We start from the raw sequence: 25,948 nt of genomic DNA, 5'->3' as shown, positions 1-25,948 counted from the left end.
GCGGCGGATGCCACTTCCAGGGCTCCGCCGCCCGCTTTTCCGCCCTGTTCGTCACCTGCGAAGAAGAGGTGAGCTGCTCATGTCCGCTCCCACCGCACCGACCGAAGGTCGCGCGCCGAGCGCGCCGCCCGTCGGGACGAAGAAGTCCCGGCCGTCCAAGCCGCCCAAGGCGCCGCCCCTGTCGGCGATAGCGCGCCGCCGCAGCCTGACGGGCTGGGCGTTCATCCTGCCGGCCGCAGCCATCATCGTGCTGGTCAACTTCTGGCCCATGATCAACGCGTTCTTCCTGTCGCTGAAGACGGGACGCGGGACGAGGCTCACCTGGGCAGACCCGCTCTGGCTGAACTACCAGCGCCTGTTCCAGGACGACAACTTCCGGCTGACGCTGAGCACGACCTTCATCTTCCTGATCGTCCAGGTGCCGATCATGCTTGGCATCGCCATGGTGCTGGCAAACCTGCTCAATGCGCCGTGGCTGAAGTACAAGGCATTCTGGCGCACGGCGATCTTCCTGCCGTGCGCGGTGGGCCTGGTGTCGTACTCGCTGGTGTTTCGGCAGATGTTCGCGACGGACGGACTCGTCAACGACCTGCTCATCAACACCGGGATACTCGACGATCCCGTCAACTGGCTCGGCCAGACGGGCACCGCGCGGCTGGTGATCATCCTCGGGCTGCTGTGGCGCTGGACCGGCTACAACATGATCTTCTTCCTGGCCGCCCTGCAGAACATCGACCGGTCCACCCTGGAGGCCGCCCGCGTCGACGGTGCGAGCGGGTTCAAGACCTTCTGGTACGTGACGATGCCGCAGCTCAAGCCGATCATCCTGCTCTGCGCGATCCTGTCGACCAACGGCACGCTGCAGATGTTCGACGAGTCGTACAACCTGACCAACGGCGGCCCCGGCAACACGACGATGTCGGTGTCGATGTACCTGTACAACGTGTCGTTCCGCAACAGCCCGAACTTCGGGTACGCGGCCGCCATCTCCTACGCGATCCTCATCATCGTGGCCGTCCTGGCCGCCATTCAGCTGAAGGTGGGCGACAAGCGTGACTAAGACAACCCTGCGCCGGATTCCCGCGTACGCATTCCTGTCGGTCGCCGTCATCCTGTCGGTCTTCCCGCTCTACTTCATGACGGTCTCGGCGACGAACACGAGCAACGAGGTCGTGGCGTCCAAGCTGCTGCCGGGCAGCAACCTCGTCGAGAACTTCCAGTCGCTCGTCGACTCCCAGCCTCTGTGGACGGCGGCGTACCACTCGTCGCTCAACGCCATCGTGACCACCGTGCTCGCCCTGGTCCTGTGCTCGATCGCCGGGTACGCGTTCGAGATCTACCACTCGCGAGCCAAGGACGCCGTCATGGCGATCCTGCTCCTGGCGATCATGATCCCGTTCGCGGCCACGATGATCCCGTTGTTCCGCCTCTTCGCGCAGGTGGGCCTGGTCAACTCGACGACCGCGGTCGTCCTGCCCCTGATCGCGACGCCCTTCCTGATCCTGCTGTTCCGGCAGGCCTCGCGGACGTTCCCGCACGAGATCATCGAGGCCGCGCGCCTCGACGGGCTGGGCGAGGTGAGCATCTTCGCGCGCATCTACCTGCCGACGATGAAGCCCACCCTCGCTGCCGCGGGCGTCATCACGTTCCTGTTCTCGTGGAACAACTTCCTGTGGCCGAAGGTGATCCTCGTCGACAACGCCTACCAGACCTTGCCCATGCTCCTGTCGAACATGCGCGCCGGGTACGTCACCGACTACGGGAGCCTCATGCTCGCCGTGCTCATCGTCTCGGTGCCGACGATGGTCGTCTTCCTCGCGCTGCAGCGCCACTTCGCCGAGGGCGTCACGGGGGCCATCAAGTGACCTTCGATCTCGCCCGCATCGCCGACCCCGAATACGTCAAGGAGAACCGGCTCGACCCGCACTCCGACCACCGGTGGTTCGCCTCCTCGCACGAGGCGGTCACCGGGACGAGTTCGTTCGAGCAGTCGCTCAACGGGCTGTGGAAGCTGCACTACGCGAAGAGCCCTGCCCTCGTCGTTCCCGGCTTCGAGCGGGTGGACGTCGACGACTCCGGCTGGGACGACGTGCCGGTGCCCGCCCACGTGCAGCTGCTCGGCTACGACCGCCCGCAGTACACCAACGTGCAGTACCCGTGGGACGGCTACGAGCAGCTCGAGCCGGGGGAGGTACCGCAGCGGTACAACCCCGTGGCGACCTACCGCCGGACCTTCACGCTCGAGCACCCGCTCGAGCCCGGAGAGCGGCTGAGCGTCAGCTTCCACGGCGCCGAGAGCGCCGTCGCCGTGTGGCTGAACGGCTCCTACGTGGGCTACGGGACGGACTCGTTCACCCCGTCGGAGTTCGACCTCACCGACGCACTGGTCGACGGTGAGAACGTCATCGTGGCGCAGGTGGTCCGGTGGAGCGCCGGCTCATGGATCGAGGACCAGGACTTCTTCAGGTTCTCGGGCCTGTTCCGGGACGTCGTCCTGTACCGCCGGCCCACCGTGCACGTCGAAGACGTCACCGTGGTGACCGACGTCGCCGACGACCTCTCCGAGGCGACGGTGCGGGTGCGCGTCGTGCTCGCCGGCGAAGGCAGCGTGGACGCCAGGATCGCCGGTGCCGGACAGCTCGGTGGCGACGACGAGCTCGTGGTCCGCATCGAGAGCCCGCGACTGTGGAGCGCCGAGGACCCGCACCTGTACGACCTCACGCTCGACGTGTACGACGGGTCGGGCCGCCTGACGGAGCACGTCCCCGTGCGGGTGGGGGTGCGCCGGTTCGGCATCGAGGACGGCCTGCTGAAGGTCAACGGGTCCCGCGTGGTCTTCAACGGGGTGAACAGGCACGACTTCGGCCTCCAGGGTCGCGTGATGACCCGTGAGCAGACCGAGGCCGACATCCGGCTCATGAAGCGGCTGAACATCAACGCGGTGCGGACCAGCCACTACCCGAACAACTCGTTCTTCTACGAGCTGTGCGACGAGTACGGCCTGTACGTCATCGACGAGATGAATCTCGAGTCGCACGGCATGTGGGACCGCGTCGCCAGAGGCGGGGTGGGGATCGAGGAGGCGTTGCCCGGGGACCGCCCGGAGTGGCTGCCGACTCTTCTCGACCGCGCCGCGAGCATGCTGGAGCGGGACAAGAACCACGCGAGCATCGTCATGTGGTCGTGCGGGAACGAGTCGTTCGGCGGGACGGGCATCCTGAAGGTCGCGGAGTACTTCCGTGGCGCAGACTCCCGGCCGGTGCACTACGAAGGCGTCCACTGGGACCCCCGGTACCCGCAGACGACCGACGTCGTGTCGCGGATGTACGCGCCGGCCGCCGAGATCGAGGAGTTCCTCGCGACGCACCGTGACAAGCCCTACCTGCTGTGCGAGTACGCCCACGCGATGGGCAACTCGTTCGGGGCGGTCCACAAGTACGTCGACCTCGCCTACCGTGAGCCGCTGTTCCAGGGCGGGTTCATCTGGGACTTCGCGGACCAGGCGCTCCGGCGTACCGACCCGAGCGGCCGTGAGTATTTCGGATACGGCGGGGACTTCGGTGACGCGCCGCACGACTCCGACTTCAGCGGCAACGGCATCGTCTTCGCCGATCGCACCCTCAAGCCGCTCGCGCAGGAGGTGCGCTACCTCTACCAGGGCTACCGGCTCTCGGTGGACGGCGACAAGGTCACGGTCGAGAACCGTCACCTCGCCACCCCGTCGTCGGCGCACGAGTGCGTGGTGACCCTCGCCCGGGAGGGGCGGGTGCTGCAGGAGGAGGTGCTCGAGACGGCCGTCGTCCCGGGGACCTCGCAGATCTACGCGCTCCCCGTCACCGTGCCGACCGCACCCGGGGAGTACACCGTCGACGTGTCCTTCCGACTGCGACGCACCACCCGCTGGGCCCCGGCCGGGCACGAGGTGGCGCACGAGCAGGCGGTCGTGGTCGTGCCCGGTTCCACGCCGACCCGCCGCGCCGCCGCGCCGGAGGTCGTGTACGGCATCCACAACGTGGGCGTGCGGGGGCGGCACTTCACCGCCTTGTTCTCCCGGCTGCACGGTGGGCTGCTCTCGTACCGCTACGGGCTGACCCCGGACGGTGGCCGTGAGCTGCTGCGCTCCGTTCCCCAGCCGTGCTTCTGGCACGCGCCCACGTCCAACGAGAGCGGATGGGGCGCACCGGCGCAGGACGGCGCGTGGCTTCTCGCCAGCCGGTATGCCAAGGCCGTTCGCGGTCCCGACCAGCCCGTCGTCGAGCAGACGGACGCCGGGGTCCGCGTCCGCTTCCGGTACGAGCTGCCCACCTCGCCTGCGGGGGAGTGCGAGCTCTCCTACCTCGTGGACGGTGACGGGCGCGTCGAGGTGACCCTCACGGTGCGACCTGGCGCGGGTCTGTCAGACATGCCGGAGCTCGGGCTCCTCCTGGTGACCGACCCCGCGTTCCGCAACCTGCGCTGGTACGGGGACGGGCCCGAAGAGTCCTACGTCGACCGTCGAGCGGGCGCACGCCTGGGTGTCTGGGAGGCCGACGTCCGTACCTCGCTCACGCCCTACCTGCGTCCGCAGGAGGCGGGCAGCCGGACCGGCGTGCGCTGGGCGACCGTGACGGACGAGCAAGGTGCGGGCCTGCGGCTGGAGTCGGACCAGGGCATGGAGCTGTCGGCCCTGCCGTGGACGCCGTTCGAGATCGAGAACGCCGCGCACCACACGGAGCTGCCGCCGATCTATCAGACGGTGCTGCGTCCAGCGCTCCAGCGGCGTGGGGTCGGTGGCGACGACTCCTGGGGAGCGCAGACCCATGCCGAGTACCGACTTCCTACGGAGACCGAGCTGACGTTCCGGTTTGCGTTCCGCGGGCTCCTCTAGGCCTGGACCGGGACGTTGCCGACGGGGGTGCATGCACTCCCGTCGGCAACCGGTACACCGCCGCCGGCGACCGTAGCCACGCCACCTCCCCTGACCTCGGGGCGGACCCGCCCGGCGAGCGGGGGAGGAGGACAGGCGCAGATTCCACCACCACGGAGAGAGAGCATGCTGTGCAGCACGACCGAGTGCGCTTCGGCGCGGCGTACTACTACGAGTACGCGGGTCCGGGGCAGGACCCGAAGCCGGAGACGCTGGAGCGGGACCTCGACCTGATGAAGGACGCGGCCTTCTCGGTGATCCGGGTGGGGGAGTCGGTCTGGTCCACGTGGGAGCCCGACGAGGGCAGGTTCGAGCTGGACTGGCTCGAGCCCGTCCTCGACGCAGCACTGGCCCGGGGGATCGACGTGGTCATCGGCACGCCGACGTACGCGCTGCCCATGTGGATGGTCCGGCGCTACCCCGAGGTCGCCGGCGAGGACCGCACGGGCAGCCCGATGGGCTGGGGAGCGCGGCAGGAGGCGGACTTCACGCACCCGGTGTTCCGGCTCTACGCGATGCGGATCCTGCGCAAGATCGTCGAGCGCTACCGGGACCACCCGGCCGTGATCGGCTTCCAGGTGGACAACGAGCCCGGGGGACACCTCCTGCACAACCACGGGGTGTTCCAGCGGTTCGTCGACCACCTACGGCACACGTACGGCGACGTCGAGACCCTGAACCGGGAGTGGGGGCTGGTGTATTGGTCGCACCGGCTGTCGTCGTGGGCGGACCTGTGGACCCCGGACGGCAACGCCCAGCCGCAGTACGACCTCGCCTGGCGCGAGTTCCAGGCGAGGTTGACCACCGAGATGATCGACTGGCAGGCCCGAGCGGTCCGCGAGCTCGCCCGCTCCGACCAGTTCGTCACCACCTGCATCTCCTACGACCGCCCGGCCCTGGAGGACGCGGATCTCGCCTCCGTCCTCGACGTCACCAGTGGGAACCCCTACTACCGCATGGCTGACGGGCTCGCGCACCCCAGCGCAGCGGTCGTGCCGCAGTACTGGACGACCAACGGCACCTGGACCCTGTTCCAGTCGGGCGACGCGATGTTCTCGAGTCGCGGCGAGCCGTTCCTGGTGACCGAGACGGATGCCCAGGCGATCGGTGGACCGAGCACCAACTACCCGGCCTACCCGGGCCAGTGGCGCCAGGCAGCCTGGGCGCTCGTCGCGCGGGGTGCGCGGATGGTCGAGTACTGGCACTGGCACACGCTGCACTACGGCACGGAGACGTACTGGGGCGGGATCCTGCCGCACAGCGGGCGCCCGGGTCGGGCCTACGACGAGATCGCCCGGCTGGGTGCTGAGCTCGCCCGCGCGGGTGGCGCGATCGCCGATGCGACGCCCGACGCCGACATCGCGATCCTGAGCTCGACGAAGGCGCGGTTCGCGCTGGCGGCGCAGCCGCCGCTGCAGCTCGGCGACGGCACCGAGGACGCCAACAGCTACCCGCGGATCGTCGCGGCGTTCTACCGGGGCGCGTTCGACGCCGGGCTGCAGGTGCGCGTGGTGCGCCCGCGCTACCTCTTCGACGACGAGCCGGCGGAGGCGGCCCGCGCGCACCCGGTCCTGGTGGCGGCGGGCTACTACCCGGCCTCCGACCGCGACCTCGACTGGCTGCGCCGGTACGCCGAGGCAGGCGGGCACCTCGTCGTCGGGCCACGGACGGGGTATGCGGACGGTGAGGCACGCGCGCGGGCCGAGACCCAGCCCGCTCGCCTGTCCGAGCCCGCCGGGGCCTGGTACGACGAGTTCTGCAACCTCGACGAGCCGGTCCCGGTGCGTGGGTCCGCCGCCTTCCCGCTCGCCGAGGGCGCGGCGGCGACGGCCTGGGCGGAGTGCCTCGTGCCGGACGGCGCGGACGTCCTGGCCACCTACGACCACCCGCACCTGGGCACCTGGGCCGCGGTCACCACGCGGGCGTACGGCGCCGGCCGGGTGACGGTCGTCGGCACGGTGCCGGACCTGACCCTTGCCCGCAGCCTCGCGCACTGGCTGGTCCCGACACCGCTCGCGGGCTGGTCCGACCTGCCACCGAGCGTCACCGTCCACAGCTCGTCCCGTTCCGACGACGCGCGCGTGCACGTCGTCCACAACTGGTCCTGGGAGGCCACCGTGGTAACCGTTCCGACCGACCTGGACGTCATCGCGGCGCCGCACGGGTCCTCCCCGACCCCGACCCGGTTCGCCGCGGGCGACACCGTCACGCTCGGCGCGTGGGACGTGCTCGTGGCGGTGACCCGGTGAGCGCGCGCTGGACCGGCCCCTGGCCCACCGAGGGCATCGCGTTCGGGGCGGACTACAACCCGGAGCAGTGGCCCGAGGAGGTCTGGGCGGAGGACATCGCGCTCATGCGCGAGGCGGGCGTGAACCTGGTGAGCGTCGGCATCTTCTCCTGGGGCGAGCTCGAGCCCGAGGAGGGTCGGTTCGAGTTCGGCTGGCTGGACCGGGTCCTGGACCTGCTGCACGAGGCCGGGATCGGGGTGGACCTGGCGACGCCGAGCGCGGCGCCGCCGGTGTGGCTGCACCTCATGCACCCGGAGATGCTGCCGGTGGACGCCGACGGCCTGCGGTTCACGCACGGCAGCCGCGAGTCGTGGTGCGTGAGCTCGCCGGTCATCCGGCACCACGCCACGCGGATCGCCCGGGTGGTCGCCGAGCGGTACGGCCACCATCCCGCGGTGAAGATGTGGCACGTCTCCAACGAGCTCGCCTGCCACAACGGGCGCTGCTACTGCGACGTGTCCGCAGCCGCGTTCCGCGACTGGCTGGGCAAGGAGTATGCGGACGTCGACGCGCTCAACCTGGCGTGGGGGACTACGTTCTGGGGGCAGCGCTACTCGTCCTTCGAGCAGATCCTGCCGCCCCGACGCACCACCACGATCCCGAACCCCGGGCACCGGCTCGCGTTCGAGCGGTTCTCCTCCGACGCGTTCGTCGCGCACCTCGAGGCCGAGGCGGCGGTGCTGCGCGAGGTGACACCGCACCTGCCGGTCACCACCAACTACATGGTCATGGGCGACTTCCACCAGATCGACTACACGCAGACCACGCCGTTGGTCGACATCGTGTCCAACGACCACTACCTCTGGGGCGAGGACCCGCGTGGGTGGGCGGAGCTCGCCTTCAGCGCCGACCGGACGCGCGGGCTGGACGGGGGCCACCCCTGGATCCTCATGGAGCACTCCACGAGCGCCGTCAACTGGCAGCCGCGCAACATCGCCAAGGAGCCCGGGCAGATGCTGCGCAACGCGCTGCAGCATGTCGCCCGCGGCTCGGACGGGGTGCTCTTCTTCCAGTGGCGGCAGTCGCGCGCCGGTGCGGAGAAGTACCACTCCGGGCTGGTGCCGCACGCCGGACGCGACTCTGCGCTGTTCCGGGACGTCGTCGAGCTGGGGGCCACCCTGGGCCGGCTCGCCGAGGTGCGGGGGAGCGAGGTCGAGCGGGCCCGCGTGGCGCTCCTGTGGGACACGCAGGCGTGGTGGGCGGCCGAGCTCGAGGCTCACCCCACCGTCGACCTTCGCTACCTCGACCTGGCCCGGCGCATGCACGGCGCGCTGCTCGACGCGGGCGTCGCGGTGGACGTCCTGCCGGCCGGGTCGACGCTCGACGCCTACGACGTCGTCCTGGTGCCCACGCTGTATCTCGCACCGGAGGACCTCTCGGACCGGCTGACCGAGGTCGTGGCTCGGGGCGGGCAGGTGCTCGTCTCGTACTTCTCGGGCATCGTCGACGCCTCGGACCGGGTCATCCTGGGCGGGTACCCCGGGGCGTTCCGGGACCTGCTGGGGGTGCGTGTGGAGGAGTTCGCGCCGCTGGCGGCCGAGGGGACCACGACGTTGAGCGACGGGAGCACCGGAGAGGTCTGGACCGAGCGCATGACGTTGACGGGCGCCGAGGCCCTGGCGAGCTACGTCGACGGACCGTCGGCGGGCGGTCCTGCGGTCACGCGCCGGAGCACGCGGTCGGGCGGTGCCGCGTGGTACCTGTCGACCCGCCTCGACGACCGGTCCCTCGCCGATCTGCTCGGACGCGTGCTCGCGGCCTCCGGCGTCTCGTCCCTCGTCCCGTCGCCGGATGGCCTGGAGGTCGTCCGTCGGACGAGCGCTTCCGGCAGCTGGCTGTTCGCGCTCAACCACACCAGCACGGTCATGCCTCTGCACGCCTCCGGGCACGACCTCGTGGCTGACCGACGTCACGAGTCTGGGGAGGGCGTCCCAGCGCTGGGCGTCGTCGTCGTCCGAGAAGATTGAGCACGCTCGAGGACGTCCGCGACGGTACGTCCGCGATCAGGCGCTGTCGGTGATCCCGTTCCCCTAGAGTCTCGTGCGATGGGACCGACGACCGCGCCGCGCAGACGCCCGACGATCCGCGACGTGGCGGCTGCGGCGGGCGTGTCCCGGGGGACGGTCTCGCGCGTCATCAACGGGGGGCACTGGGTGTCCCCGGACTCGCTCGCGGCCGTCCAGGAGGCGATCCGCACCACGGGGTACTCGGCCAACCAGCACGCGCGGAGCCTGGTCACCGGACGGTCGAACTCGGTGGCGTTCCTGCTCACGGAGCCGCAGCACCTGCTGTTCGAGGACCCCACGTTCTCGATCCTGCTGCGGGGGGCCGCCCAGGCGCTGGCCGCCCGCAGCATGCCGCTCCTGCTCATGGTCGCGGGCACCCCCGAGGAGCAGAAGCAGGTGTCGTCCTACGTCGGCGCCGGGCACGTCGACGGGGTGCTCGCGATCTCCTCGCACAGCGGCAACCAGCTGCTCGACGCGCTCGTGCAGCAGGGCATCCCGATGATCGCCTGCGGCATCCCGCTCGGCTTCGAGGGCAGCCTCGGCTACGTGGCCGCCGACGACGTGGGCGGCGGGCGGCGCATGACCCGGCACCTGCTGGACCTCGGGCGCACCAGGATCGCGACGATCACCGGACCGCTGGACACCCCCGGGGGCCGCCTGAGGCTCGAGGGGTACCGGGAGGAGCTCGGTCCGCTCTACGACGAGGCGCTGGTGGTCCACGGTGACTACACGCGCGACGGCGGTGCCGTCGGCATGCGCACGCTCCTGGAGCGGCGACCGGACCTGGATGCGGTGTTCGTGGGCTCCGACCTGATGGCCGCCGGCGCCCTGCAGGTGCTCCGCGAGGCCGGCAGACGCGTCCCGCAGGACGTCGCCGTCGGAGGGTTCGACGACTCCGGGCTGGCCGCCACGCTCGACCCGCCGCTGACCACGATGCGGCAGCCGCTCGAGCGCATCGCCGGCGAGATGGTGCGACTGCTCATCGAGCTGGTCGAGGGCGGGGAGCCCGCGGCCGTCACGCTGCCGACCTCGCTCGTCGTGCGCGCCAGCACCGGACCGGTCCCCCCGACGGATTCCTGACCAGCATCACGCCTCGATGCGCAGCTCCACCCAGGCGATGGGCGGGACGGTCATCACGAGGGTGCGGCCCTCTCGCACGACGTCGAGGTCGTGGAGCCGTACCCGGTCGGGGTCTGCGAGGGTGTTCGCGGCGAGAGGGTCGTCGTCGGTGAGCACCTGCGCCCGGATCGTCGCGGTCTCGAGCGCGTCGCCGATCGCGCTGACGTCGATCCGGATCTGGGTGGCCTGGTCGACAGAGCGGTTGACAGCGTGGACCGTGTAGCGCCCGGCGGTCTCGTCGTACGAGCCGACGCCGTCGACGACCGGCACGTCGCCGAGGCCGGGCGACGGGTAGGTGGGGGACCGCACGGCGAGGTCGAGGGCGGTGCCGCGCGCGTGCGCGGAGGTTGCCGCGAACGGGAAGAACGTGGTCTGGCGCCAGGCGGGGCCGCCGGGCTCGGTCATGATCGGGGCGATGACGTTGACGAGCTGTGCCAGCGACGCGCTCGTGACGCGATCGGCGTGCCGGAGCAACGTGATGAGCAGGCTGCCGAAGACGACGGCATCGGTGACGGTGTAGACGTCTTCGAGCAGGCGGGGCGCCTGGGGCCAGTTGTCGACGCCTTCGATGCGGTCGACGTTCTCGAAGCGGCTGTTGTACCAGATGTTCCACTCGTCGAAGGAGATGTTGATCGTCCGGTCGCTGCCGCGCACCTCCTTGACGTGGTCGGCTGTCGCGACGACCGTGCGGATGAAGCGGTCCATGTCGACGCCCGAGGCAAGGAAGGCGGCGCGGTCCCCCTTGTCCTCGTAGTACGCGTGGCAGGAGATGTAGTCGACCGCGTCGTACGCGTGGCCGAGAACGACCCGCTCCCACTCCCCGAACGTGGGCATCGAGGAGCTGGACGATCCGCAGACGACCAGCTCCAGGTCCGGGTCGAACTGCTTCATCGCCTGGGCTGTCTGCGCGGCAAGCTTTCCGTAGTCGTCGGCGGAGCGGTGCCCGATCTGCCAGGGTCCGTCCATCTCGTTGCCCAGGCACCAGATCCGCACGTCGAACGGCTCGGAGCGTCCGTTCGCGATCCGTTGGTCGGCGAGCGCGCTGCCCTTTCTCAGGTTGGCGTACTCGAGCAGCTGCAGGGCCTCGGCGGTGCCGCGCGTGCCGAGGTTGACCGCGAGCATCAGCTCGCTGCCGACCGCGTCCAGCCAGGCAGCGAACTCGTGCAGGCCGATCTCGTTGGTCTCGGTGGAGTGCCAGGCCAGGTCGAGGCGGCGCGGGCGCTGCTCGCGAGGTCCGACGCTGTCCTCCCATCGGAACGCCGAGACGAAGTTGCCGCCCGGGTAGCGGATCGCGGACACGCCGAGCTCGCGGACCAGCTCGATCACGTCCTTGCGGAACCCGTCCTGGTCCGCCAGGGGGTGGCCGGGCTCGTAGATGCCGTTGTAGACGGCGCGGCCCAGGTGCTCGACGAACGAGCCGTAGAGCCGGGGGTTGATGCGGCCGATCGTGGCGTCGGGCCTGAGGGTGAGGTGAGCGATGTGCATGGGGCTATTCCCTCGGTCGGGTCGTCGTGCGGTTCTGGGAGGCGTGCTGGCGGTAGCGGGAGGCGACGGGGTTGGCGACCCGCAGCAGCCCGTCGGGGCTCTCGACGAGGTCGTGCAGCCCCATGGGCAGGAGGTGGTCGGCCCGGGGCCGGTCGCTGTGCCGCCAGGTCCACTCGTACATGTCGAAGAGCGGCCACCACGTGTAGCCGACGAGGTCGGCACCTTCGGCCCGCATGGCGTGGGCGAGAGCGACGGAGTCGTCGAGCCAGCGCAGGCGCTCGGCCACGGTGCCGGTCACGCAGGTCTCGGTGATCATGACCGGCGCGCCGTACCGGGACGCGAACGTGGTGATCGCCTCTCGGAGCCCGTCCGTGCCGCGGTCGACGCTCGGGCGCGGGTCGACGAATCCGCCGGCGTGCTGCACGCCCGGCTCGAACAGCTCCGTGGAGTGCCGGGGGTAGTAGTTCACGCCCATGACGTCGGGTTGCACCGCGTGAGCGGCGAACCAGGCCAGGGTGTCGTCCCCGGCCGCCTCGGCGATGACTTCGCGCAGGGGGTGGTCACGATCGACGCGGCCCGTGACCAGGTCTTCGATGAGGTGGACCTGGTGGCGCAGACGGGTCGCCTCGACCCGGTGCTCCGGTGCCGTGTCGTCCCCGACGAAGCCCATGGCGGCGTCGACGTGCACGAACGTGGCGGCGGCGCCGACGGCGTCGAGGATCGCCCGCTGGGTGCTCACGAAACCTTGCGCGAGGTTGATCGCGATCCGCGTGAACCCGTCGGCTCCCTGCAGGTAGGGGGGCCAGTACCCGTACTCGCCGCAGAACAGGGCGTGCACGACCGGCTCGTTGACCGGGGTGTAGTCGCTGACCCGGTCGGCGAACCGCTCGGCGAGACGGTGGGCGTACTCGGCCACGTGCTGCGGGTAGTCGGGGTGGGCGAACTGGTCCTCGAGCCACAGCGGTGTGCCGTAGTGCAGCACGTCGATGATCGGGCGGAGTCCTTGCTCGAGCAGCGCGTCGACGGCGCGGTCGGTCCACGACCAGTCCCAACGGCCCTGTTCCGGGCTGACGCGGTACCAGGGGACTCCCCAGCGGATGAGCTCGGCGCCGACCCCTGCGGCCAGCGCGAAGTCCGCCGCATAGCGCGTCGTGTGCTCGGTGAGGTCGTACTCGTCGATCGCACGTTCTCCGGTCCGCGACTGGGGGACGAACGTGTCCTCGATACCCAGGGCGAAGTGCAGTCGCCCGTCGGCGAACCAGCGGGGCGCGGTCACTTGAGCCCCGTCGTCGCGACCGACTCGATGAACCGGCGCTGCATCAGCAGGAAGAGGATCGCCAGGGGCAGCACCGCGATCAGGGAGCCGGCCATCATCGTGCCGTAGGGCACGATGCCGCTCGGCCCGGTGAGCAGGGTCAGGCCCGAGGTGATCGTGCCCATGTCGGGCGTCGTCGTGAACACCAACGGCCACAGCAGGTCGTTCCAGTTGTTGACGAAGGTGAATATCGCGAGCGTCATGAGCGCCGGGACGGCGTTCGGCAGCACGATCGACCGGAAGATGCGCAGCTCGCTGGCGCCGTCGATCCGGGCGGCGTTGTCCAGGTCCCGTGGCAGCGAGATGAAGAACTGCCGCAGGAAGAAGATGCCGAAGGCGTCGGCCGCCCGGGGCGCGATCATGCCGGGAAAGGTGTTGACGAGGCCCAGGTGGGCGACGAGCTGGTAGACGGGGATCAGGGTGGCCTGGAACGGGATCATCAGGCTCGCGACGATCGCCGTGAGCAGCAGCCGGTTGCCGCGGAAGTCGAGCCGGGCCAACGCGTAGGCGGCCAGGGAGTCGAACAACAGGGCGAACGCCGTGACGCCACCGGCGAAGACAAAGCTGTTCAGCAGCAGCCGGGCGAACGGCAGGTCGGTGAAGATGCGGCTGAAGTTCGCGAACGTCCAGGAGCTGGGCACCAGGGTCGGCGGGAAGGCGTTGACCTCCGCGGTCGGTTTGAACGCGGTGAAGACGATGACGAGCACCGGCAGCAGCATGATCAGGGTCAGCACGGTGACCACGACCACCAACAGCCAGCGCGAGACCAGCGGTCCGGATCGGGCTCGGGGGACGGCGATGGTGCTCATGCGGCGGTGTCCTTCTCACGCTTGCCGAAGAATCGGAACTGGATCAGGGAGAGCACCAGGGTGGCCAGCAGGAGCACGTAGGACAGCGCCGCTGCGAGGCCGAGGTCGAGCTTCTTGAAGCCCTCTTCGTAGATCTCCATCACCACGGTCTGGGTGGTCCGGTAGGGGCCGCCGCCGGTCATCACGTAGATCTGGTCGAACGCCTGCAGAGCCGCGATCATCGCGAAGATCACCACGAAGGTCAGCGTGCTGGACAGCTGAGGAACGGTGACGTGCACGAAGCGCCGCCACGCGCCGGCACCGTCGAGCTTGGCCGCCTCGTACAGCGAGGCGGGGATCTGCTGCAGCCCGGCGATGAAGATGACCATGTAGAAGCCGAGGCTCTTCCAGATCGCGACGAGCACGACGGTCGGCATGGCCCAGGTGGGGTCCTGCAGGACGTTGCCGACGTGGATGCCGAGCGCGCGCAGCCAGTAGGTGAGCAGGCCGATCTGGGGATCGAGCAGATAGCTCCAGGCGAAGGCCGCGACGGCCAGCGAGACGATGAACGGGACGAAGAGCGCGGTACGGAACACGTCGCGCCCGAGCAGCGCGCGATTGGTCAGCAGCACGGCCAGACCGAGCGCCACGAGCAGTGCGGTCGGGGTGAACAGCGCGGTGTACAGCGCAGTGTTGCCGAGCGTGGTGCGGATCTTCGGGTCGGTGAAGACCTGAACGTAGTTGTCCAGGCCCACCCAGCTGGGGACGCCGAACCCGCTGGCGTCCGTGAAGGAGAGCCGCAGTGCCGAGATCATCGGCCAGGCGACGAAGGCGAGCAGGATGAGCAGCGCCGGTGCCATGAAGAGGGCAGCGATCCGTGCCTGCTGGCGGGCCGCTACCGGCCGGCCGCCCAGAGGCGCCGGTGCCCGATAGGGCTTCTTCGCACGAGGTGCGCGCAAGGTCGTGGCCATCAGGTTCCTTCGTCGAGACGACCGGCCGCCGCTGCAGGCGTGTGCGCCGGCGGCCGGTCGTCGGTCCGGTGGGCTCAGTCGTCCAGCGACTGCTGGGCAGAGGCCGACGCTGTCTTGAGCAGATCCGCCGGGTCACCGCCGGCGAGCGCCTTCTGCGTCGCCTCGTCGACCGCCTTGAGCACATCGGTGCTGTTGGCGACGCCGGGCAGGAGTGGACGTGCCGTCCCGGACATCGCCGTCAGCGCGGCGACGATCGGGTTCGAGGCGACGTCTGCGGCCGGGATGTCGGTGCGCAACGGGGGCCAGCCGGAGCCGAGCGACCACTGCGTGGCCACGTCCTTGGTGTAGAAGTAGTCGAAGAACTTCTCCGCGGCGGCCTTCTTGGCCTCCCCGGCCTTCGCCGTGACGGCCGCAGAGATCCCGATCGCCGAGGAGGCCTGCTCCTCGGGACCCGCGGGGATCGCCGCGATGCCGTAGTCGATGTTGTTCTCGGTGGCGACGCCGGCCATCCAGGGACCGCCGACCTCCATGGCGGCCTTGCCGGAGGAGAAGAGCTTGTCGGAGGCGACGCCGTCCAGACCCGTCGGGCTGATCTTGTCGTTCGTCACGGCGTCGGCCCAGTAGGTCAGTGTCTCGACGTTCGCCTTGGAGTCGAGGACGGACTTCGACCCGTCCACGAGGTCGCCGCCGTTGCCGTAGAGCAGGCTCGCCCACACACCGTTGCCCACCGTCGCGTGGTCGGGCAGGGCAAGCCCGTACTGCTCCGGGGTGCCGTCACCGTTCTCGTCGATGGTGAGCTTCTTGGAGTCGGCGACCCAGTCGTCCCAGGTGGTCGGGAACTCGGTGATGCCGGCGGCGGCGAACAGCGCCTTGTTGTAGATCACGGACAACGGGACGAAGCCGGTGGGGACGCCGTAGGAGGAGCCGTCTACCTTCACCATGTCGACGGCGTTCGGGTTGAGCGAGGCGGCCTTCGTGGCGTCGCTGGCGTAGAAGTCGTCCAGCGTCGCGAACGCGCCCTTGGAGGCGTAGACGGGCAGGTTCTCTGCAGGCAGGGCGACGATGTCGGGGCCCTGGTTGGCCGAGAGGGCGGTCAGGAGCGTGTCGCCGATGACCGCCCAGGTCTTCGTGGTCGTCTCGATCGTGACGTCCTTCTGAGACGCGTTGAAGTCCTGGACGATCTGGTCCAGGACCTTGCCGTCTGCCTCCGTGTAGCCGTGCCAGAAGGTCAGCGTGACAGGACCGGAGGGGGAGGAGCCCGACGAGCCGGTCGAGTCCGAGCACCCGGCCAGCGCAAGAGCCGAGCCCGCAGCGAGCGCCGCGAGCGCCGCAACCATCTTCTTCATTGAATGGCCTCTCTGGGGATCGACTACGTCGTCGATCTTCGGTTTCAACGTTGCAATTCCAACGTTGAAACGGAGTCTAAGCGCGAGGATCAGAGGCGTCAAGACGGATCAGAGGGCGGGACTGGGAACGAGCGCCGGGGCGGACTCCCGGATGACCAACGTCGCGGGCACGGCCACCATCTGTGGCGCTTGACGTCTCGGTGTCCCTTCGGCGATCCGCCGGATGACGGCGTCGACCGCCGCCTGCGCGATGAGTGCGCGGTGCGGGTCGATCGTCGTCAGGCTCGGCAGCGCGAACTGCGCCTCCGCGACATCGTCGAAGCCGACGACGGCCACCTCGTCGGGCACGCGCAGCCCGTCACGAACGAGCACCCGCAAGGCGCCCAGGGCGAGCTCGTCGTTCAGCGCGAAGATGGCGTCGAACGGGACGCGGCGAGCCAGCAGCTCGCGTGCGGCGTCGGCGCCATCGGTGCGGTGCCATCCCTCGTGGAACACCACCAGGTCCGGATCGACCTCGAGACCGGCCTCGCGCAGCGCCGTCGCATAGCCCTCGAGCCGCAGCGAGGCCGAACCCATCTGCTCGCCCTCATGGGCTCCGAGCACCGCGATGCGGCGGCGGCCGAGCTCGAGCAGGTGGCGGGTCGCCGCAGCGGCGCCGTCCACGTTCTGCATGGTGACGTGATCCGTCGGGCCGTTGAAGATCCGCTCACCGAGCAGCACCAACGGGTAGGGCACGTCGAGCACGTCGGCATCGTCGGGCGAGAGACCGAGCGGGGAGAAGAGCAGGCCGTCCATCATCGCGACCCGCGGTCCACGGAGCAGCTCGATCTCCGTCGAGCGGTCGCCCCCGGTCTGCTCGATGAGCACGACGTACCCGTGCCGCTGTGCCGCCGCCAGGACCGCGTCCGCGAGCTCGGCGAAGTAGCTGAACCGCAGCTCCGGCACCGCCAGGCCGATCACTCCCGTACGGCCGGCGCGGAGGTTTCGTGCCGCGAGGTTCGGCACGTAGCCGATCTGGGCGATCGCGTCCTCGACCCTCTTCCGGGTCGCCGGCTTCACAGGTACCGAGCCGTTGACGACGTTCGAGACCGTCTTGATCGACACGCCCGCGAGAGAGGCGATGTCTCGAAGCGTCCCCATCGATCCCCCTCGGTCCGGCGTGTGTCGAGACATCCTAGAGGCGCGAGGGACGCGGCGAGGCGGCGTGCTCGTCGCCGAATCCTCGGCTCCACCGGCGAAAGGCGCCCGGCGTCATGCCCGCCTGCCTCAGGAAGTAGGCGGAGAAGTTCGAGGGGTCGTCGAATCCCAGCTCCTCGGCGATCTGCAGGACGGAGGTGTCGGCGTGGCTCAGCTGCCGTCGGGCCTCCAGCAGGATGCGCTCGTCGATGAGCTCTTTCGCTGAGAGACCGGTGTGCTGGCGCGCCAACCGGGTCAGGGTGCGTGCTGAGTAGCCCAGGCGGTCGGCGTACTGGCCGACCTTGTGCCAGCTCCGGAAGTGCTCTTCGACCTCGTCGCGGAACCAGCCGTATGCCTCGTGGGTGGCCGCGGGCACCGGTGTGCCACCGGAGTCCTTGGCTCGCTCGAGCTCGACCAGGAGGGTGCCGAGGGAGTGGGCGAGTGCGACCTGGTGCAGGTCGTTGCGCCCGCGCGGTCCCGTCGCGGCGATCCGGTTCAGAAGGCCGAGCGCATCGATCGTCGGCGTGCCCGCCAGGTCTGACGCGGGCCAGAGGCTCTGCGAGCGCACGAGGTCCGGCCGGACCAGGGAGCGGGTGCCGTCGGTGGCGCCGCGCGGACCGAACATCACCACCGGTCCCTCGATGTCGGCGATCGTCCCCCAGCGGTGGACCTGTCCTGCGCGTACCCACAAGACGTCCCCGGGGTGCAGCGTGTGTTCGCGGAAGTCCACCGTGTGCACGGTGGTGCCGCTCTCGATGTGCATGAGCAGGTCGAAGTCGAGGCGTTGCGAGGTGAGGAACTCGTGCCGTCCGCCGCGGTCACGGATGCCCCGCACGGTGTTCACCTCGATGTCGCCGACGCTCGCCGCGGGGGGTGTGAAGTGCACCCGACGGATCTCGCCGTGTCCAGTGTTAACCATCGGCATCCCCGTTCTGACCGTGTGGTGTCCTGGCGTGGATCCTAGGCTCACCATTATGGCAAAGCTCACGTACACGATCCTGGACGCGACCGACGCGTCGCTGAACAAGACCAGCGTCCTGGTCGCCGGCCAGACCGAGGCCGTCGTCGTCGACGCGGGCTTCACGCGCGCGGACGGGCACCGGATCGTCGCCGCGGTGCTCGACTCCGGCAAGGAGCTCACGACGGTCGTCGTCACCGCGGGCGATCCCGACTTCTACTTCGGCGCGGAAGTCATCGCCGACGCGTTCCCCGAGGCCCGCTTCCTCGCTCCGGCCGACGTGATCGAGCACATCCAGCACAGCTACCAGGGCAAGCTGCAGGCCTGGGCGCACCTCGGCGCCAACCTGCCCACCCGCCTGGTCGCCATGGCCTCGCTCGCCGAGCCGACGCTGACCGTCGACGGCGTCACCATCGAGGTACGCCGAGGCAGCGACCTGCTCGGCGACCGGGCGTGGTACCTCTTCGAGCCGGAGTCGCGGGCACTGTTCGGCGGGGTGCTCCTGTTCGAGGGGCTGCACGTGTGGACCGCCGACTCCCCGACGCCTGAGCTGCGAGCCGAGTGGATCCGGGTCCTGGACCACCTCGAGGCGCTCGCACCCTCCTTCGTCGTCGCCGGGCACAGGGTGGCGGGGGCCGCGACGGACCTCACCGCGATCGCCCACACCCGGGGCTACCTCGAGAACTTCGAGAAGGTCATCGCCGCGTCCGCGGATGGCGCCGAGGCCGAGGCCAGCCTGACGAACGCCTACCCGGACGCCGGCCTGACGATCGCCGCACAGCTCGGCACCAAGGTCGCCAAGGGGGAGATGTCATGGGGCTGAACCCCGAGGACGCTCCGGCCCAGGTCGTCCGGCGCCAGTACATCGCGTCGGCGCAAGGAGACCTCGAAGGCCTACGCGCGACTCTCGCCCCCGACGTGGAGTGGACCGAGATGGCCGGCTTTCCGCTGGCGGGCACCTACCGCACGCCCGACGGCGTGACGAGCAACGTGATGGAGCGGCTGGGGGCGGAGTGGGAGGACTGGACCGCCCACGACGACACCTATGTCGCCGAGGGCGAGCACGTCGTCGTCCTGGCCCGCTACACCGCTCGCCACCGAGTGACCGGCAAGCAGCTGGCGGTGCGCGTCGCCCACCACTTCGTCGTTCGTGGCGGGCTCATCGTCAGGTTCGAGCAGTTCGTCGACACCGCCCTCGTCCGCGACGCGGCCAGCTGACCGGTCCGGCTGCTCAGGGGACCTCGTCGAGTCGGAGGTACTGCTCGTGCTCGCCGACCGCGGGTGCGACGAGGGTGCGCAGCTCGTCGGCAGTGACGTTGGCCCCGAACGCCGGTGTGCCGGGCTGCAGCAGTGCCCCGGCGGAGAGCGGTCCGATCGGCAGGGGCTCGAAGCCGAGGCCGTCCACGAGGGCGGCGACGGCGGCGACATCGGTCTCGTCGTCCCCCGCGATGGCGATGGCCTTGCGCCCGGACGAGCCGGACCGGGTCTCGTCCTGGAGGTCGTGGTAGCCCATGTGGTTGAACGCCTTCACCACGCGCGAGCGGCCGAGGTGCTCCTGGACGAGCTCGCTGGTCGTGGTGCGAGGATCGGCGAGGTCGTCGCGGACTCCGTCGGTCTCCCACCAGTAGTTCATGGCGTCGACGACGACCTTGTCCTGCAGCTCGGGGACCGGCAGCTTGCCGAGCTTGCCGAGCGGGAGGGCGAGGATGACCAGGTCGGCGTCGCGAGCCACGTGGGCGGGCCAGGCGGGGACGGCACCGGGCGTGAGGACCTCCGTCGTCAGGGCGATCCTGTCCGGATCCCCGGACCCGGCGATCAGCACCCGATAGCCGGCGGCGACGGCGAGACGTGCGAGGACCGTGCCCAGCTTGCCGGCGCCCAGGATGCCGATCGTGCGGGGGTGCGTGCTGCTCATCGGGTGGCCGCCACGGCCGGTTCGTCGGCGAGCAGCTCGCGCACCATCGGGATCACCTTGCTGCCGTAGAGCTCGACCGCGTCCAGCCGCGCGGAGGCAGAGACGGCCCCTGCCGCGGAGTAGATGAGGTCGAAGCGCCCGACGTCCAGGGCGCGGATGGCGTGGGCCATCTTGCGTGCGACGGTCTCCGGTGAGCCCACGTACAGGGAGCCCTGGGCGATGTCCGCCTCGAACTCCTCGCGGCGCAGGGGCGGCCAGCCGCGCAGTGCCCCGATGCGATCACGCATCTGCTTGTAGCCGGGGTAGAAGAGGGCTCGGGCCTCGTCGTCGGTCGCGGCGACGAAGCCGGGAGAGTGCATCCCGACGGGGTAGGCGGTCGTGCCGAGCTGCTCGGTGGCACGCCGGTACAGCTCCACGTAGGGAGCGAACCGGTCGGGTGCGCCGCCGATGATGGCGAGCATCAGCCGGAACCCGTAGCGCGCCGTGCGCACGACGGACTGAGGGGAGCCGCCGACCCCGACCCACGTCGTCAGGCGTCCGGACTCGGTCTTCGGGAACACGTCCGCCTCGAAGAGCGGCGCCCGCTTGGTGCCCTCCCAGGTGACGGGCGACTCGTCGAGCAGCCGATGAAACAGGTCGATCTTCTCGTCGAAGAGCACGTCGTAGTCGGCCAGGTCGTAGCCGAAGAGGGGGAAGGACTCGGTGAAGGACCCCCGTCCGAGGATCACCTCGGCACGCCCGTTCGAGAGGGCGTCGACGGTGGCGAATCGCTGGAAGACGCGCACGGGGTCGTCGGACGACAGCACCGTGACCCCGGAGGCGAGGTGGATGCGGGAGGTCGCCGTGGCGATCCCGGCGAGGACCGTCTCCGGTGTGGAGATCGCGTACTCCGGCCGGTGGTGCTCACCGAGGGCGATGACGTCGACGCCCACCTGGTCGGCGAGGACTGCTTCATCGAGGGTCGCTCGGATCGCCTGAGCGTGCGAGACCAACTTCCCGTCACCGTCGCGCGGGAGGTCGCCGAACGTGTCGACGCCGAACTGGATCTCAGACATGACGCCCCTTCTGGAGGATCTGGGAGACGATGATTGAACGCTCAACTATCTTTCCGGGCAACCGCCTGCTCGGGCGACGTATTCCCATCCGTCCTCGGCGGCACACCGCGTCGAACCGATCCTGAGAGCTCTCCCAGGAACTCGACGAGCCGGGTCCCGGGGGGCGACCTAGCATCGGACCGGCGTCGCTCGGCGCCGTCGAGCGGAGGACGCACGTGGGTATCCAGACGTCGCTCGACGCGCTCCGTGCGGCCGACCGCATCGTCGACGGCATGCGCCTCGCCGACGAGCTGGCGTTCGAGAGCACCCGGGATCCCGGCGTCCGGACGATCCGCGTGCTCACGGGGGCGCTGCAGGACTCCGACCAGCTGGTGGCGATCGCCGCGGTGCACGCTCTGGGCAGGATCGGCGACGACGAGGCATCGCGTGCCGTGACGGGGCTCCTGTCCGATCCCCGACAGTTCATCCGCGAGCACGCCGCGTGGGTGCTGGGCTCCGGGCTGCCGCGCGCCGACGCGGTCGCGCGGCTCATCGCCATGATCGACGTCGGCGGGTTCGGCGCGATGCTCGCCCAGCGGACGCTGGAGCAGTGGTCCGCCGGCGCACCGGAACCCGTGGCGGTCGGTCTGGAGGTCGCCCTGCTCGGGGTGACCGAACCCGAGGCGCGAGCCCGGATCACGGAGACCCTGGGGCTGGTCAGGCATGCCGTCGCCGTCCGGCCCCTGCTGGCGCTCGCCGGGGACGGAACCGAGGACGCGCGGGTGCGCGGCGCGGCGGTCGCCGCCCTCGGCCAGCGGCCAGGCGACACCTCCGTCATCGGCCTGCTCGACAGACTGGCCGCGGGTGCCGACGAGCTGGCGGACGTCGCACGGTTGTCGCTCGTGGACATCGGCGCATCCGCATCGTGGCGGCGCGACACCGCGCACGACGGCCTGAGCATCGCCCAGCTCTTCCTGCACGCGGACATCGACGCGGGGCTGAGCTCCGCGGGCGCGGGCGACAACGGGGGGATCGCGACCCTGCTGGTGCGCCTCGGCGACGCGCTCGTCGCCGGGCCTCGCGGGACGCGGAAGGTGGACCGGGTGCTGACCATCTCCCGCGGTTCCGTGGCGGAGGCCGCGGCCGACCTGGGCGCGCTGAGCGGCACCGGCCACCAGTACGGCCGCGTCCCTCTGCGGCACGAGCCGGTGCCCATGGCGGCGGCGTGGGAGCTGCGGGTCGCGGCGCGCCGCGGCATCCGACGGATCCTGCGGAGCGCCGGTGGTGTCGACCTGATCCACCTGCGCATGGCCGACGTGGGCAGCCTGGCGGCGGCCGACGTCGCGAGCGAGCTCGACCTCCCTGTGGTCTTCACGGTGGCTCCGGACCCGCATGCAGTCATCCGGTCGCTCGACGTCGCGGGTCGCCTGACCCGGGAGAACTTCGGCACGGTCGACGAGGCGGAGCACTTCTGGTTCCGGGCGCGGCTGGTGCAGCGCCTGGCCGCCAATGCCGCGCACACCGTGCTGTTCCCGCGCCCCGCGTTGCCACGCGACATGCGCGAGCTGGTCGGCATCGACATCACGGCGCACCCCGAGCGGCACACGATCGTGCCCGAGGGCGTGGACCTCGTCGTCGTCGACCGTGCCGTGGCCGAGGCGGAGGCGCACGCCGCAGGCGGTCAGCCGACGGAGGCGCTGCGTGAGCTGCGTGATCTGGTCGCGGCCCTGCCCGGCGAGCGACGATCGCTCCCGCTCATCGTCAGCGTGGGGCGGCTCCACCGGGTCAAGGGCGTCGCCACGCTCGTCGAGGCATGGGCCGACGGCGCGCTGCGCGACCGTGCGAACCTCCTCGTCGTGGGGGGTGACCTCGAGCACCCGTCCGCCGACGAGTGCGAGCAGCTGGACCTCATCGAGGCTGTCGTGCCCGCCGCCCAGCGCGCCGCCGCAGGCCTGCTCCTTCCCGGTCATCGACCCAACGACGTGGTCGCCCGCTGGGTCGCTGCCACGCGCACCGGCCTGCCCGGGCTGACCGCACCACGCGGCGTCTACGTGTGCGCGAGCCTCAAGGAGGAGTTCGGCATCGCGCTGCTCGAGGCGATGGCGTCCGGCCTGGTCGTCGTGGCCCCCGACGGCGGTGGGCCGGCCACCTACGTCGATCAAGGCGTCACCGGGTTCATGACCGCCACCTGGCACGCCGACCGGCTCACCGCCGCCATCGGGTCCGCGCTCGACGCGTCGCTCGCCGAGACGGACGGTCGACGGGCGGCCCTGTCGCACGCGACCGTCGCCGAGAGCTTCACGATCCAGCGCATGGCGGGCACCCTCGGTGACCTGTACCGACGCGTCGCGGCCGACGAGCTGGCGGACCGCTCGTCCCTGGTCGGTCACGGATGACCCTGATGATCATCTGCCCGGACTACGCCTCGCACCTGATCCCTCTGGCGACCCTGGGAACGGCGTGGCGCGACGCGGGTGAGCGGGTGGTCGTCGCCGGCGGTGACGCGACCGCGGGCATCGTCGACTCGTTCGGCTACGAGCGCGTCCCCCTCCAGCTCGGCCGAGGGTCGAACCCCGGCATCATCCGGGCGGAGCAGCAGGCGGACGAGGAGGCGGACTCGCTGCGCGGGTTCTTCGACGCGACGCGCCAGGGGATGGTGCCGACCCTGGCTTACCAGGCCCGCGAGCGGCTGGTCGACCTCATGTGGCAGCCGGTGGAGAAGGCCCGCGCAACCCTGGCCGTCGTGGACGCGGTGCGGCCCGACGCCCTCCTCGTCGACCACCTCGCGTACAGCGCGCGGCTCGCACTGTGGGCCGAGGCGGTGCCGTACGGCGACGTGGTGCTGGGCCACCCGACCGCGCTGCCCGTGGGCGACGAGGTCTACGGATGCCCTCCGGTCTGGTCGCGAGCGTTCCGACCCGACCCGGGCGGCCTCGCCGATCTCGACGCCCTGTGCCGTCGGGTGTCCGCCGGGTTCACCGCCGAGTGGAACGCGGCCGCCACCGAGCTGGCGCCGGGGATCGCACCCGCCGACGACGCGTTCGCCCTGCACGGTCCTCTCGTGCTGTACCACTACCCGGAGCAGCTGGCCGCGCCCGAGCGCGCCCCCGCCCTCCCGCCGCACCGGTACCTGGGCGGCAGCCTCCGGACCGAGCCCGCGGACCCCGACGTCGACGCGTGGCTCGCCTCCGCGGAACCGTTCGTGTACGTCAGCTTCGGCACCTTCCTGTCCGTCCGAGCCGACGTGCTGCGCACCGTGGTGGGCGCACTGCGCGAAGCCGGGGTGCGGGCTGCGGTCGCCAGCGGCTCCACGCCCACCGCCGAGCTGGGTGATCTACCGGCGGGCTGGCTCGTCCGCGAGTATCTCCCGCAGGTGCGCCTGCTCCGCGAGGCGGCGCTGCTCGTGACGCACGGCGGCAACAACTCCGTCACCGAGGCCGTCGGCACGGCCACGCCCATGCTGGTCCTGCCGTTCTCGACGGACCAGTTCGCCGGTGCCGCTGCCATCGAGCGCGTCGGCGTCGGCGAGGTGCTCGACCCCAACCGCGCCTCCGTGAGCGAGCTGCGCGAGGCGGTCGGCCGGCTGCTGAGCCGCTCCGACACGACCCTCCTGGACACGGCGGCCGACTCCCTCGCTCACGACCCTGGCCCGGCCAGGGCGTTGCGCGCACTCGGCGCCTCGGCGATCAGCTGAGCCATGCCCGCACGGTCGCCCGCGACCGCCTCGTAGCGTGCCATCAGGGCGGCGTTCGCCTCGTACTGGGCGCCGCGTCGTGCCGCCTGGACGTGGTGCAGCGCGTAGACGCGCCCATCGACTCGCACGGGCGGGCGCCCGAGCATCGTCTCGTGAGCGAGGTACCACGCGGCATCCTCGAATCCCCACCCCCGGAACCGCTCGTCCTGGCCGCCGTGAGCGAACCACGTACGGGGCGTCGTGACGGTGACGCCCGAGCACGCGCCCCGCACGAGATCGAAGTCGCAGTCCTCGGCAGGCACCCCCGCGGCGTACTGCGCGGTGCCGGCGGCGCCGAACCACCGGTACTCCGTGTACGGCAGGTGCACCGCCCGCGTCGTGGCCGCCTCGTCGATCGCGCGCAGCAGCGGGTCCCGTTCCGGGACGGTGTCCGCGTCGTTGAGCACCACGACGTCGTCGTCGGCCCCGGTGTCGACCGCTCTGTTGCGGCACCGCGCGACGTTGAAGACCGTCTCACCGGAGTCGATCGTGCGCAGCTCCACGTCCGGCAGGTTCTGCTGGTACCAGGTGACCAGCCGGTCGAACGCGTCGAGTCGGGACGGTTGAGGGCGCCACGGCACGACGACGACCACGGAGCTCACGCCGACCGCCACGAGGTGATGCCGCGCACGGCGCGGGGGAAGCGGTCCATCCGACGAACGTTCCAGGACCGCCCGACGAACCGCAACCGCACGGCGCGCTTCGCGACGAGGGGTTGCGGGACCTCGGCGTCCGTCGCTCGTCGGGCCGGGTCGAAGATGCTCCGCCATCGTGGTGTTGTGGTGGTGAGTCGTGGGACGGGGGTGAGACCAGCGGTGACAGCAGTCGCATGGCCGTCGCCCTGTGCCGGCCGACGTCGTCCGGGGTGCAGCCGCGGTCAGCACAGACCCTGGAGCGCGGGCGGTGCA

At 70.6% G+C, this 25,948-nt stretch carries 20 protein-coding genes; 10 read left to right on the top strand and 10 right to left on the bottom strand.

The features are described 5' to 3' along the window. The first annotated feature begins 79 nt into the window (after positions 1-79). The 6 genes from AC1DUE_RS03650 to AC1DUE_RS03625 all read left to right on the top strand — a co-directional run bounded on the left by AC1DUE_RS03650 (position 80) and on the right by AC1DUE_RS03625 (position 10,280). Positions 80-1,060 carry a carbohydrate ABC transporter permease gene (locus AC1DUE_RS03650; RefSeq protein ID WP_477038030.1) on the top strand — a complete coding sequence of 327 codons (981 nt, stop codon included), beginning with the start codon at positions 80-82 and terminating at the stop codon, positions 1,058-1,060. Beyond that, the gene (locus AC1DUE_RS03645) at positions 1,053-1,865 is read left to right on the top strand and encodes a carbohydrate ABC transporter permease (RefSeq protein WP_477038029.1); all 813 of its coding nucleotides are present in this window, start codon (positions 1,053-1,055) and stop codon (positions 1,863-1,865) included. The genes AC1DUE_RS03650 and AC1DUE_RS03645 overlap by 8 nt, the downstream gene beginning before the upstream one ends. Then, entirely contained in the window at positions 1,862-4,867 is a 3,006-nt protein-coding gene (lacZ, locus tag AC1DUE_RS03640) for a beta-galactosidase, LacZ type (RefSeq protein ID WP_477038028.1), read from the top strand. Before AC1DUE_RS03645 ends, lacZ begins: the two co-directional genes overlap by 4 nt. Before the next feature lie 170 nt (positions 4,868-5,037). Next, entirely contained in the window at positions 5,038-7,155 is a 2,118-nt protein-coding gene (locus AC1DUE_RS03635) for a beta-galactosidase (protein WP_477038027.1), read from the top strand. Continuing rightward, positions 7,152-9,161, top strand: a complete 2,010-nt coding sequence (locus AC1DUE_RS03630) for a beta-galactosidase (RefSeq protein ID WP_477038026.1) — start codon at positions 7,152-7,154, stop codon at positions 9,159-9,161. Before AC1DUE_RS03635 ends, AC1DUE_RS03630 begins: the two co-directional genes overlap by 4 nt. A 78-nt stretch (positions 9,162-9,239) precedes the next feature. Then, positions 9,240-10,280, top strand: a complete 1,041-nt coding sequence (locus AC1DUE_RS03625; protein WP_477038025.1) for a LacI family DNA-binding transcriptional regulator — start codon at positions 9,240-9,242, stop codon at positions 10,278-10,280. 6 nt (positions 10,281-10,286) lie between these two features. On the opposite strand, the gene arfA is transcribed toward AC1DUE_RS03625, so the two are convergent. The 7 genes from arfA to AC1DUE_RS03590 form a co-directional block, all read right to left on the bottom strand. Next, complete coding sequence (gene arfA, locus AC1DUE_RS03620; RefSeq protein WP_477038024.1) at positions 10,287-11,804, bottom strand: arabinosylfuranosidase ArfA; 1,518 nt, start codon at positions 11,802-11,804, stop codon at positions 10,287-10,289. A gap of 4 nt (positions 11,805-11,808) precedes the next feature. Continuing rightward, on the bottom strand, positions 11,809-13,080 hold the full coding sequence (locus AC1DUE_RS03615; protein WP_477038023.1) for a family 1 glycosylhydrolase: 1,272 nt from the start codon (positions 13,078-13,080) through the stop codon (positions 11,809-11,811). Further along, positions 13,077-13,928, bottom strand: a complete 852-nt coding sequence (locus AC1DUE_RS03610) for a carbohydrate ABC transporter permease (RefSeq protein ID WP_477038022.1) — start codon at positions 13,926-13,928, stop codon at positions 13,077-13,079. Before AC1DUE_RS03610 ends, AC1DUE_RS03615 begins: the two co-directional genes overlap by 4 nt. Then, entirely contained in the window at positions 13,925-14,878 is a 954-nt protein-coding gene (locus AC1DUE_RS03605; protein WP_477038021.1) for a carbohydrate ABC transporter permease, read from the bottom strand. The genes AC1DUE_RS03610 and AC1DUE_RS03605 overlap by 4 nt, the downstream gene beginning before the upstream one ends. Positions 14,879-14,952: 74 nt before the next feature. Beyond that, positions 14,953-16,224: an ABC transporter substrate-binding protein gene (locus tag AC1DUE_RS03600; protein WP_477038020.1), complete on the bottom strand. Its 1,272-nt coding sequence runs from the start codon at positions 16,222-16,224 to the stop codon at positions 14,953-14,955. Between the two features lie 108 nt (positions 16,225-16,332). Further along, on the bottom strand, positions 16,333-17,364 hold the full coding sequence (locus AC1DUE_RS03595) for a LacI family DNA-binding transcriptional regulator (protein ID WP_477038019.1): 1,032 nt from the start codon (positions 17,362-17,364) through the stop codon (positions 16,333-16,335). 34 nt (positions 17,365-17,398) lie between these two features. Beyond that, entirely contained in the window at positions 17,399-18,319 is a 921-nt protein-coding gene (locus AC1DUE_RS03590; RefSeq protein WP_477038018.1) for an AraC family transcriptional regulator, read from the bottom strand. Positions 18,320-18,374: 55 nt separating this feature from the next. Between AC1DUE_RS03590 and AC1DUE_RS03585 the strand changes: the two genes are divergently transcribed. Further along, positions 18,375-19,181, top strand: coding sequence for an MBL fold metallo-hydrolase (locus tag AC1DUE_RS03585; RefSeq protein ID WP_477038017.1), 807 nt, complete (start codon positions 18,375-18,377; stop codon positions 19,179-19,181). Next, positions 19,172-19,576, top strand: a complete 405-nt coding sequence (locus AC1DUE_RS03580; protein WP_477038016.1) for a nuclear transport factor 2 family protein — start codon at positions 19,172-19,174, stop codon at positions 19,574-19,576. Before AC1DUE_RS03585 ends, AC1DUE_RS03580 begins: the two co-directional genes overlap by 10 nt. Before the next feature lie 13 nt (positions 19,577-19,589). On the opposite strand, the gene AC1DUE_RS03575 is transcribed toward AC1DUE_RS03580, so the two are convergent. Further along, a complete protein-coding gene (locus tag AC1DUE_RS03575) occupies positions 19,590-20,273 on the bottom strand; it encodes an NADPH-dependent F420 reductase (RefSeq protein ID WP_477038015.1) in 684 nt (227 codons plus the stop codon). Then, positions 20,270-21,328, bottom strand: coding sequence for an LLM class flavin-dependent oxidoreductase (locus tag AC1DUE_RS03570; protein WP_477038014.1), 1,059 nt, complete (start codon positions 21,326-21,328; stop codon positions 20,270-20,272). The genes AC1DUE_RS03575 and AC1DUE_RS03570 overlap by 4 nt, the downstream gene beginning before the upstream one ends. 215 nt (positions 21,329-21,543) lie before the next feature. Between AC1DUE_RS03570 and AC1DUE_RS03565 the strand changes: the two genes are divergently transcribed. Then, a complete protein-coding gene (locus tag AC1DUE_RS03565) occupies positions 21,544-23,703 on the top strand; it encodes a glycosyltransferase (protein WP_477038013.1) in 2,160 nt (719 codons plus the stop codon). After that, the gene (locus AC1DUE_RS03560; RefSeq protein WP_477038012.1) at positions 23,700-25,001 is read left to right on the top strand and encodes a nucleotide disphospho-sugar-binding domain-containing protein; all 1,302 of its coding nucleotides are present in this window, start codon (positions 23,700-23,702) and stop codon (positions 24,999-25,001) included. Before AC1DUE_RS03565 ends, AC1DUE_RS03560 begins: the two co-directional genes overlap by 4 nt. Here the strand turns inward: AC1DUE_RS03560 and AC1DUE_RS03555 are convergent. Continuing rightward, on the bottom strand, positions 24,944-25,642 hold the full coding sequence (locus AC1DUE_RS03555; protein ID WP_477038011.1) for a hypothetical protein: 699 nt from the start codon (positions 25,640-25,642) through the stop codon (positions 24,944-24,946). The two genes, AC1DUE_RS03560 and AC1DUE_RS03555, sit on opposite strands and share 58 nt — an antisense overlap. Positions 25,643-25,948 lie beyond the last annotated feature (306 nt).

The organism is Cellulomonas sp. P4_A2, from assembly GCF_056402515.1.
This window is presented reverse-complemented; position numbering and strand designations above follow the sequence as displayed.

Coding starts and splice junctions, on each gene's coding strand:
- AC1DUE_RS03600 (WP_477038020.1), bottom strand. CDS start 16,224: ATGAAGAAGATGGTTGCGGCGCTCGCGGCGCTCGCTGCGGGCTCGGCT.
- AC1DUE_RS03560 (WP_477038012.1), top strand. CDS start 23,700: ATGACCCTGATGATCATCTGCCCGGACTACGCCTCGCACCTGATCCCT.
- AC1DUE_RS03575 (WP_477038015.1), bottom strand. CDS start 20,273: ATGAGCAGCACGCACCCCCGCACGATCGGCATCCTGGGCGCCGGCAAG.
- AC1DUE_RS03605 (WP_477038021.1), bottom strand. CDS start 14,878: ATGGCCACGACCTTGCGCGCACCTCGTGCGAAGAAGCCCTATCGGGCA.
- AC1DUE_RS03590 (WP_477038018.1), bottom strand. CDS start 18,319: ATGGTTAACACTGGACACGGCGAGATCCGTCGGGTGCACTTCACACCC.
- AC1DUE_RS03650 (WP_477038030.1), top strand. CDS start 80: ATGTCCGCTCCCACCGCACCGACCGAAGGTCGCGCGCCGAGCGCGCCG.
- AC1DUE_RS03595 (WP_477038019.1), bottom strand. CDS start 17,364: ATGGGGACGCTTCGAGACATCGCCTCTCTCGCGGGCGTGTCGATCAAG.
- AC1DUE_RS03570 (WP_477038014.1), bottom strand. CDS start 21,328: ATGTCTGAGATCCAGTTCGGCGTCGACACGTTCGGCGACCTCCCGCGC.
- AC1DUE_RS03610 (WP_477038022.1), bottom strand. CDS start 13,928: ATGAGCACCATCGCCGTCCCCCGAGCCCGATCCGGACCGCTGGTCTCG.
- AC1DUE_RS03585 (WP_477038017.1), top strand. CDS start 18,375: ATGGCAAAGCTCACGTACACGATCCTGGACGCGACCGACGCGTCGCTG.
- AC1DUE_RS03625 (WP_477038025.1), top strand. CDS start 9,240: ATGGGACCGACGACCGCGCCGCGCAGACGCCCGACGATCCGCGACGTG.
- AC1DUE_RS03580 (WP_477038016.1), top strand. CDS start 19,172: ATGGGGCTGAACCCCGAGGACGCTCCGGCCCAGGTCGTCCGGCGCCAG.
- arfA (WP_477038024.1), bottom strand. CDS start 11,804: ATGCACATCGCTCACCTCACCCTCAGGCCCGACGCCACGATCGGCCGC.